Annotated in this window: 10 protein-coding genes; 8 read left to right on the top strand and 2 right to left on the bottom strand. The window is 62.0% G+C overall.

Annotated elements, in window-relative coordinates:
* Positions 1 to 233 precede the first annotated feature (233 nt).
* Entirely contained in the window at positions 234 to 1,118 is an 885-nt protein-coding gene (locus VMA74_RS16660; protein ID WP_325368980.1) for a LysM domain-containing protein, read from the top strand.
* Between the two features lie 72 nt (positions 1,119 to 1,190).
* Here VMA74_RS16660 and VMA74_RS16655 read toward each other — a convergent pair whose 3' ends face one another.
* Positions 1,191 to 2,900, bottom strand: a complete 1,710-nt coding sequence (locus VMA74_RS16655; protein ID WP_325368978.1) for a protein kinase domain-containing protein — start codon at positions 2,898 to 2,900, stop codon at positions 1,191 to 1,193.
* Positions 2,888 to 3,415 (bottom strand): FHA domain-containing protein, encoded by a 528-nt coding sequence (locus VMA74_RS16650; RefSeq protein WP_325368976.1) that lies wholly within the window; start codon positions 3,413 to 3,415, stop codon positions 2,888 to 2,890. Before VMA74_RS16650 ends, VMA74_RS16655 begins: the two co-directional genes overlap by 13 nt.
* A 434-nt stretch (positions 3,416 to 3,849) precedes the next feature.
* On the opposite strand from VMA74_RS16650, the gene VMA74_RS16645 reads away from it, so the two are divergent.
* The 7 genes from VMA74_RS16645 to tssE all read left to right on the top strand — a co-directional run bounded on the left by VMA74_RS16645 (position 3,850) and on the right by tssE (position 9,357).
* Positions 3,850 to 4,074 carry a hypothetical protein gene (locus tag VMA74_RS16645; protein WP_325368974.1) on the top strand — a complete coding sequence of 75 codons (225 nt, stop codon included), beginning with the start codon at positions 3,850 to 3,852 and terminating at the stop codon, positions 4,072 to 4,074.
* A 392-nt stretch (positions 4,075 to 4,466) separates the two neighbouring features.
* The gene (locus VMA74_RS16640; protein ID WP_325368972.1) at positions 4,467 to 4,757 is read left to right on the top strand and encodes a hypothetical protein; all 291 of its coding nucleotides are present in this window, start codon (positions 4,467 to 4,469) and stop codon (positions 4,755 to 4,757) included.
* A gap of 407 nt (positions 4,758 to 5,164) precedes the next feature.
* The gene (gene tssB / locus VMA74_RS16635) at positions 5,165 to 5,668 is read left to right on the top strand and encodes a type VI secretion system contractile sheath small subunit (protein ID WP_325368970.1); all 504 of its coding nucleotides are present in this window, start codon (positions 5,165 to 5,167) and stop codon (positions 5,666 to 5,668) included.
* 6 nt (positions 5,669 to 5,674) lie between these two features.
* On the top strand, positions 5,675 to 7,168 hold the full coding sequence (tssC, locus tag VMA74_RS16630) for a type VI secretion system contractile sheath large subunit (RefSeq protein ID WP_325368968.1): 1,494 nt from the start codon (positions 5,675 to 5,677) through the stop codon (positions 7,166 to 7,168).
* Between the two features lie 77 nt (positions 7,169 to 7,245).
* Positions 7,246 to 7,749 (top strand): Hcp family type VI secretion system effector, encoded by a 504-nt coding sequence (locus VMA74_RS16625; RefSeq protein WP_325368966.1) that lies wholly within the window; start codon positions 7,246 to 7,248, stop codon positions 7,747 to 7,749.
* Positions 7,750 to 8,058: 309 nt separating this feature from the next.
* On the top strand, positions 8,059 to 8,847 hold the full coding sequence (locus VMA74_RS16620; RefSeq protein ID WP_325368964.1) for a type VI secretion system accessory protein TagJ: 789 nt from the start codon (positions 8,059 to 8,061) through the stop codon (positions 8,845 to 8,847).
* Between the two features lie 6 nt (positions 8,848 to 8,853).
* Entirely contained in the window at positions 8,854 to 9,357 is a 504-nt protein-coding gene (gene tssE / locus VMA74_RS16615) for a type VI secretion system baseplate subunit TssE (protein ID WP_325368962.1), read from the top strand.
* The last annotated feature ends 48 nt before the right edge of the window (positions 9,358 to 9,405 follow it).

Below are 9,405 nucleotides of genomic sequence, written 5' to 3'. Positions count from 1 at the left end.
AGATGTCATCCCGGCCCCTTTGCCACGAGCAGCCATCAAGCCGCTCCCGCTGTTGCCGATAACGTCTTCTCGCCTTCTTCACAGCCCGTCGCCAGGTTTGCATGTGTTGAGAGAGTGGCTTAACTTGTCGGCCCAAGTCGTTTGGGCGACGGGGCAAACAATCGGCATCTGCTCAGGGGTAGCGTACGTTGATGGTGTATAGGGAAGCTCGCTGGACATCGCTGCGCTTTGGCATGCTCGTGGCTGCCTTGCTGGTGGCAGTGCTGGTCGGCGGTTGTGCAAAGGTCAGCATCAAGCCGAAGACGGCGGCCGCACCGCCTGCACCCGCAGCTGCGTCCACGCCGGAAGAGGGCGGCTCCAGTGACGCGGGAGCGCCACGGCTGTCTTTATCGGCCATCATCAATCGCGATCTGCAGAATGGCCATTACGCGGAAGGGGAGACGGCGCTGCGGCGCTATCTGCAGGATCATCCCGGCGACCGCGCGGCGCAGTTCTTTCTGCGCCAGCTGACGGAAGACCCGAAAAAGCTGCTGGGTGAGGCGTCCACGCCGCACATCGTGCAACGGGGCGAGTCGTACAGCACGCTCGCAGCCAAGTACCTGGGCGACCCCAATCTGTTCCTGGCGTTGGCGCGCTACAACGATTCGACCAATCCCTCCTTGATCCTGGTGGGTTCCACGCTGAAGCTGCCTGAGAGCAGTCCCACCGCGGCAGCGGCACCGCCTGCGCTGCCGGCAGCAACCATCGCACCGGCCCCCGCCGCCGCGGCGGCGCCTACGGCGCCCCCCTCGGAGCCGCCGGTGCAGCACGCGCAGCAACTGGAAAACCAGAGCCTTGCCCTGTACCGGCAAGGGCATACGGACCAGGCCGTGGCCGTGTTCGACCAGGCGCTGACGCTGAATCCGCAACTGAAATCCGCCGACCCCAACTTCGCGGCGCTACGCAGGATATGGGTGGCCAACACCCATCAGCAGGCGATGGTGTTGTACCTGGACCAGCATCTAGACCAGGCCATCGCGCTGTGGAACCGCATCCTAGTGGTCGATCCGGGCTATGAGCCGGCGGTGGTCTATCGCACGCGGGCGTTGGAGCTCAAGCAGCGCTTGCAGCAGTATTAGCGGCAGTGCTCCAAACACTGGGATGAAATCCCAGCCTCACCATGCAGGGAAATGCCGGGATTTCATGCCAGCTTATGAGGACCGTCGTTCCTGCGAACCGGGTACAGGAACCATCAGTGTCGGTTGCGGCGTGAGCTCCGGCTTGGGCATATCGGAAACTACCGCCACCTTTTCCGGCGGCGCATCCAATGTTTCGCCCATCAGATTGAACGCCGCGAACAGCCGCCCCAGTTCATCGCGTCGAACGATGCGGATGCGATGTTGATAATCGCCACGTGCTACGCGCAACAGCGACGCAACCATCAGGTCGAGCGCGCCGCGCAGACGGCGGAACAACCAATAGGCGGTAAGCAGTACCGCGGCCAGCGTCGTCAATAGCACCAATCCAATCACGCCGAGTGCGGTGTTTTGCGCCGTGCGCAACGGCGCCTGGCTTACGCCAAGACGCAAGCGGCCCACGGTCTTGCTCTGATACCGGATCGGCACGTCGAACACGAGCGCATTCTGCAAGCCGTGCGTGCCGGCAAGGCGGGCGTGGTAGCTCTCGATGCCGTTGGGCCATTGCCGCGTCGCAACCGTCGCCGCCGGCAGGCTTTGATCGTTTTCGCCGGGCTGCGTGCTGGCGAGAATCTTTCCGTCGCGGCCGGCAATGGCCAGGTAGTCGAGCTGCTCGTTGCGCGCCATGTCCTGCACCAGGGCGCGGGTGGCGGCGCGGTCGCCCATCACGATGTTTTCGGCAGCGCTGCGGGCGATGATCTGTCCCAGCGAGCCGCCGAAATCTTCCGCCAGGCCGGTGACCGCCACATGCTGCACGCCGTAGATGGCCAGCATGCCGAGCAGCAGCACGGCGACCACCGTGGCGCCCAGCGCAACCGCCCATTGCAGACCCAGCGATTGCAGGCGAGGGTGGGGCAGTTCTTCGCGGGATCGTTCGTAGCTGCGGCGTGCCAGCCGCAGGTCGTCGACCACTTCGGCGCCGGATTGGTAGCGCGCTTCCGGCGCGGGCGCCATCAGCGTGCGGATGATGTCGACCAGGATCGGCGGCGTGGCCGGATCGTGCGGCTTGATCGGCGGTTCCGGCAGGCGCTGCCGCTGGCGCAGAAAGCGCTGCACGTCGCCGGAGTACGTCCATGGCAGCCGGCCGGTAGCCAGCCAGAACAGCACCACACCCAGCGAGAACAGGTCGCTGCTGGCGTCCGCGGTTTCGCCGCGCAGGCGCTCGGGCGACATGTAGTTGGGTGTGCCGCCGACTTTGTCCTGCATGGAAGCCGCGGGTTTGGCGCGTGCCGAGCGGCGTTCGGCGATGCCGAAATCGGCGATCTTTGCGTGCCAGCCATCCAGCAGCATGATGTTGTCGGGCTTGATGTCGTGGTGGATCACGCCTTGCGAGTGCGCGTAGTGCAGGGCGTTGGCCAGCTGCGTGGCCAGTTCCAGCAGCGCCGAGGCGGATGGCATGCCATGCGTCGCCACATGCGAGCTGAGCGTTTCGCCGGACAGGCGTTCCATGGCTATGTACGGGTGACCATCCTCGGTTTCGCCGGTGTCGAACAAGGTGACGATATGCGGGTGGGTGAGGCGGCCGGCCGCACGTGCTTCCACCAGAAAGCGCCGGCGGTAATCGGGATCTTCAGCGAAGTTGTCGTGCAGGCATTTGATCGCCACCTGACGCTGGATTTCCGGATCGAAGCCGGCGTAGACGATCGACATCGCCCCTTCGCCGAGAATGCCGTCGATGCGATAGCGTCCGATGGTGGCGGGAATGGCCTGGCTCAGAGTACCCACCAGGCGATACCGGCCAGCACCAGCAATCCCAGCACGGCTGCGGCGGCGTAGCCGGCAACACGCCCTTTCTGCCGGCCTTGCTCATGCGTCAGAAAGGAAAATTCGGCCTGGCCGAAACGCAAGCGGTCTCCATGCACCAGCACGGTCTCGTGGATGCGCTTGTCATTGACGAAGGTGCCGTTGGTGGAAAGCGTGTTCATCAGCACGTAGTGGCCGTGCTGGTTGACGATCCATGCGTGCGTGGCCGACACGCTCGGGTCGTTGATCACGATGTCGTTGTCGACCCGCCGGCCGATCGTCTGGCGGCCTTGGCGCAACGTGAAGCGCAACCCCTTGAGCGAACCCTGCGAACCTTCCAGCACCGGTTCACGCGAGGTGGCGCGGCCATCCGAGGCGGGCGCATCGTCCAGCGCCAGCTGCTGCATCTCCGTCGCGGACAGCAGTTGCGTGCCCTGCGGGCCTGCGCGAAGCTTGCCGGCCTTGGTGGGCTGCGGCTGGCCAGTATTCATAGACATTCCAGATCCCCTGTTGCAGGGAAACTATAGCGAAATCAGAGATGGTTGCGGCACTGCGGCCAGGAATCGGTCGGACTAGGAGTCTGTCGGGCTCGAGTGGAAATCATCGGATGCTGCGCCGTGCTGGTTCCTAGGCAGCCAAGTGCCGCATCCGATGACGGGCGAGACCATACCCGAAGGCGGCGTGCGCACTTAAGAGCTGCAAGGGCCCAATGACTGTCGCTTTAGGCCAGCGCGATGCTGGAAAAATGTGTGCCAACTCACCCTTCGAAGCGGGCATCTCACCCGTGTCGACGGCGTCCAGGCACGGCCGCAAGCGAGTTCACGTAAATGAATATACAAGCGCAGCTGGCATGAAAACTGTGAACGCGGTAGCTTTCCATCTCTGCCCAGCCGTTACGGCGGGTTGTTCGCTCAGGTAATGGGAAACGCCTATGCAGACTCGCATCAAGCCCACCATGACCGTCTATCCATGCCGCGCGCGCTCGCAGGCCAACGACTCGGAGGCGCCGCAGGTATGGGTAACCTGGGAAGCCGTCGAGCGTGAGCACTTCAATCCGAACGGGGCGCTCATCGCTGACTTCTCCCATCCGATCGAAGTCGAGCCCGCGCAGGTGAAAGACCACTGCTACGTGCCGGCGCCGGATGAAGTGACCTGAGAGCCGGTCCAACAGTGGTATTCGTTTCGCGGCAGCACACGAACGCCGAACCAGCCCCAGTAAACGCAGTGCAGCTGGATCAGGCCATCGTCGTTGATGTCCATCACCTCGGTGAAATCCATAGCGGGCTCTCGAAGTGGCGTCACGTGCGTAGAGCGCCAGCAGCGCTTCGGCATCGTTGCGCGAAAGCGCGTCGTTCCAGCCAGGACGGCATCGCAGGCTGGGATGAAATCCCAGCATCGGGAAGCCTCAGGCAAGCTGGGATTCTATCCTGGCCTACAGCGCGCTGCCATAACGCGTTGAATTGATGAGATAGTCAGTCTCCTGTTGTAGCAGCTACTTGTAATCCCTTTCCGACTATCGGTAAATTTCGCACCCTGCGGCTGGATACATTGTTCCGCATTTCGTTTCTGGGCAGTGATGCTGCCTTTGCTGCCGCATGTCGTGCGCGGTCCTTGTCAGGGATGATCATGATGACCAACGAAGAAGCCGATGTCGCCGCGTCTTTGACGCTCATCCGCTTTGCGGAGCATTGCAGCGATAGCCATGATGTGTATTTTCGCCGTCCGCTGCACCAACCGTTTTTGAAGAACGCGCCGGTTTTGGATGTGGCCGCGACCGAACGGGCATGCCTGGCGGCTGCCGATCGCAAGGCATATACCGATGCGGCCAACCTGTCATGATGACGATGCTGCTTGGGCGCGCTGTCGCCATGAACAAACTTGCGGCCAATCAAGGGGTTCGTTACGGATGAAAGCTCGGGGCTTGATATGCCTTCACCAGTTTTTCACATGTGAAATTGACGTTGCCAGTCAGCCCAATTGAGCATAAATTTAAAGGGGTAACAGGGATCTTTTCTTTCGCGTCGTTACACGTCATCTTTTTGCGGCGACTCGACGCGTCCATTTCGCTACGCAGGCTCACGGGGGAGGGCTGCACAAGCCGCTTTGTTTCACCTTTGATGCCGGTTGCAGGATTTGCTCCGTCGGGTGACGCACGTCTGTCATATGGCTGTAAACCGCTTAACCCGGCGGTGGATTGGAATAGCGCAGTTCCACTGAAGTTTGATCCTTTTTCAAGGAGACGTCGTATGGCCAAGCAGAGCAGTCAGAAATTCATCGCGCGAAATCGCGCGCCTCGGGTGCAGATCGAATACGACGTCGAGGTGTATGGCGCACAGAAGAAGGTGCAGGTGCCCTTCGTGATGGGCGTGATGTCCGACCTCTCCGGCTCCAACAACGCCGAACTGCCGGCGATCGAAGAGCGCAAGGCGCTGGAAATCGACGTCGACAACTTCGATACCCGCCTGCAGGCGATGAAGCCGCGCGTCAGTTTCGCCGTGCCTAACACCCTGACCGGCGAGGGTAATCTCAGCGTGGACATCACTTTCGAAAGCATGGACGACTTCTCGCCGGCCGCCGTCGCGCGCAAGGTGGGGGCGGTGGCCAAGTTGCTCGAAGCACGCACCCAGCTGGCCAACCTCGGCACCTATCTGGATGGCAAGGCCGGCGCGGAAAAGCTGATCGCCCAGGCCATCAACGATCCGGCCCTGCTGCAATCGCTGGCCTCCGCGCCCAAGCCGGAAGGGGAGTAAGCAATCATGGCAACCGAGAAACTGGCCGAACAAGGTGGCGCGGTACAAACCGTCGATGCCGGCGACTTCGCCTCGCTGCTCAACAAGGAATTCAAGCCCAAGAGCGAACGCGCCCGCGAGGAAGTGGAATCGGCGGTGCGCACGCTTGCCGAGCAGGTATTGAACAAGGCGGACATCGTTTCCGACGACGTCACCCAGACCATCAACGCCTACATCGCCGAACTGGATCGCAAGATCAGCGAGCAGCTCAACCTGGTGATGCACCACCCGGATTTCCAGAAACTGGAAAGCGCCTGGCGCGGCCTGCATTACCTGGTCAACAACACGGAGACGGATCAGCTGTTGAAGATCCGCGTGTTCAACATCTCCAAGAAGGAACTGGGCAAGACGCTGAAGCGCTACAAGGGCACGGCGTGGGACCAGAGCCCGATCTTCAAGAAGGTTTACGAAGAAGAGTACGGCCAGCTCGGTGGCGAACCGTATGGCTGCCTGGTCGGCGACTACTATTTCGACCACAGCCCGCAGGATGTGGAAATGCTGACCGGCATCGCCCAGGTGGCCGCCGCCGCGCACGCACCGTTCATCAGCGCCGCCAATTCCACCCTGATGGGCATGGACAACTGGAACGAGCTGGCCAACCCGCGCGACCTGGCGAAGATTTTCTCCACCCCCGATTACGCCTCCTGGCGTTCGCTGCGCGAATCGGATGACGCCAAGTACCTCGGCCTGACCATGCCGCGCACGCTGGCGCGCCTGCCGTACGGCGCCAAGACCAACCCGGTGGACGAATTCGATTTCGAAGAAGACACCGCCGGCGCCGACTCGTCCAAGTACACCTGGCAGAACGCCGCCTACGCGATGGCGGTGAACATCAACCGCTCGTTCAAGGAATATGGCTGGTGCTCGCGCATTCGCGGCATCGAATCCGGCGGTGCGGTGGAAGGCTTGCCGGTGCACACCTTCCCGACCGACGACGGCGGCGTGGACATGAAATGCCCCACCGAAATCGCCATCACCGACCGCCGCTCGGCGGAACTGGACAAGATGGGCCTGATGCCGCTGGTCCATCGCAAGAACTCCGACATGGCCGCCTTCATCAGCGCGCAATCGCTGGCCAAGCCGGAGGAATACGACAACCCCGACGCCACCGCCAACGCGGCCCTGGCTGCACGCCTGCCGTACATGTTCGCCTGCTGCCGTTTTGCGCATTACCTAAAGTGCATCGTGCGCGACAAGATCGGTTCGTTCAGCACGCGCGAGTCGGTGGAGAAATGGCTCAGCAACTGGATCAGCCAGTACATCGACGGCGATCCGCAGAACTCCAGTGAAGAAACCAAGGCGCGCAAGCCGCTTTCCGCAGCGGAAGTGGTGGTGGAAGAAGTCGAAGGCGCGCCCGGTTATTACAGCTCCAAGTTTTACCTCAAGCCGCATTACCAGCTTGAGGGGTTGACCGTGTCGTTGCGCCTGGTCTCGCGTCTGCCGTCGGCGGCGAAGGCTTGAATCAGGAAGTAGTGCAGTAAAAGGAGCCGCCAGTTCGGCGGTAGCCATCATCAATCAGGTAACCGAGGAGATGTTTCATGGCATTCGACATGCATATCAAGTTTGAAGGCGGCAGCGTTGCGATCAAGGGCGCTTCCAACCACAAGAAGCACAAGGGCGAAGTGCCGATCCTGGCCTGGTCGTGGGGCGTGAGCAACACCGGTGACCTGCACTCCGGCGCGGGCGCTGCCAGCGGCGGCAAGGCGCACGTGCAGGACATTTCCATCACCAAGTACGTGGACGGCTGCTCCAACGCACTGATGCAGGCGTGCTGCACCGGCGCACGCGTGGAAAAAGCCACCTTGTACGTGACCAACGCGACCGGCGAGCAGACCGACTTCCTCACCATCGAGCTGAGCGAAGGCGTGCTGATCACCTCCGTGTCCACCGGCGGCAGCGGTGGCGAGGATCGTCTCACCGAGAACGTCACGCTGCACTTCGGCAAGTTCAAGTACTCGTTCCAGCCGCAGGACGACAAGGGCGGCAAGGACGGCGGTGCGAAGGACTTCACCTTCGACATGCAGCAGGTCGCCAAGGGCTGAGCCTGATCCGGCTTTTGCACTGATCTTGGTGACAACTGCCGAAGGTTTTGCCGACGAAATTTGGCGTTGCGCGCAACGGTCCGTTCGAGTAACGCCGAATCATTGGCCATGATGGCGGTTATCCAGGGGTGTCATTCTCGCGCAGGCGGGAATCAATCAGAGCACTGATCGATGCCCGCTTTCGCGGGCAGGACGGCCCTGGGTGGATGCTGGCGTCACGGTAACCCGACCCTCTCCTGCATGCAGGAGAGGGAAACGGTATTCGTCCCGGCAAAAACCACGGTCCTTCCGGAACGCAGGGCTTAGGACATGACTCCCGAAAACATGCTGAAAGAAGGCCGCCTGGATGAGGCGTTGCAGGGTCTGACCGCCCAAGTGCGGGGCAACCCGGCCGATGCCAAGGCGAGAGTATTTCTGTTTCAGCTGCTGTCGCTGTTGGGACAGTGGGAGCGCGCGCAAACGCAGCTGAAGGTAAGCGGCGAACTGGACCCGGGCAACGCGCTGATGGTGGGCGCCTACAGCCGCGCCTTGCAGGGCGAGCTGGAACGCCACGCCGTGGTGAGCGGCGCGCGTCCGCCGCTGGTGATCGGCGAACCGGCGCAATGGCTGGCGCTGTTGCTGCAATCGCTGAAGCTGATGGGCGAGGAGCGCTACGCGCAGGCCTTGCCGCTGCGCGAGCAGGCCTTTGACGCCGCCGACGCGGTGAGTGGGACGATCGATGGGCAGCGCTTCGAATGGATCGCCGATGCCGATCCGCGTTTCGGCCCGTGCCTGGAAGTGATCGTCAACGGCGGCTATTCATGGGTGCCGTTCGCACGCATCCGCGAGTTGAAGTTCGAAGCACCCACCGACCTGCGCGACAAAGTGTGGGCACCGGTGCAGATCACCTGGAACAACGGCGGTGAAGCGATCGGCTTCGTGCCATGCCGTTATCCGAATTCCGAACGCGCCGCCGACAGCGATGTCGTGCTGGCGCGCAAGACCGAGTGGATCGAGCTCGGCAGCGACTGCTACGTGGGTTCGGGCCAGCGCATGCTGGCGACGGATGCCGGCGAATATCCGTTGCTGGATATTCGCACTATCACGTTTGACACCTGATCGCTTATGGCCGAGCTGACCACCCAGGAACGCCTGCAGCCATCGCTGCTGGATCGGCTGGCCGATGACGAACCGGCGAAAGCAGAGGAAAGCCGCGAGAAACGCGTGATTTCCGCCTCGCGCCTCCGCGATTGCGTGGCGCGCGATATTTCCTGGTTGCTCAACTGCGTGAATCTCGGCATCGATGACGAACTGGCCGACTACCCCGAAGTGGCACGCTCGGTCGTCAACTTCGGCATTCCCGATCTCACCGGCGTGGCCGTGGCCGGTATCGATGCCAAGGTGCTGCAACGCAAGCTCCGCGACGCCATTCTCGCCTTCGAGCCGCGGCTTACGCCCAATACCTTGCGCGTGGTGGTCAACGCCGACCTCAAGCGCATGGACCGGCAATCGCTCACCTTCAATATCGAATCGGAAATGTGGGCGCAGCCGATTCCGCTGAATCTTTATCTCAAGACCGAAGTGGACCTGGAAACAGGCAAGTTCAACGTGTCCGACAGCTTCGGCTAAGAAGGAACCCATGGACCCGCGACTGCTGCGCTACTACAACCGCGAGCT

It is taken from the genome of Dyella sp. (genome assembly GCF_035508675.1).
GTDB lineage: Bacteria > Pseudomonadota > Gammaproteobacteria > Xanthomonadales > Rhodanobacteraceae > Dyella_B.
The sequence above is the reverse complement of the archived record's forward strand: the minus strand, read 5'-3'. Positions and strand labels throughout refer to the sequence as shown.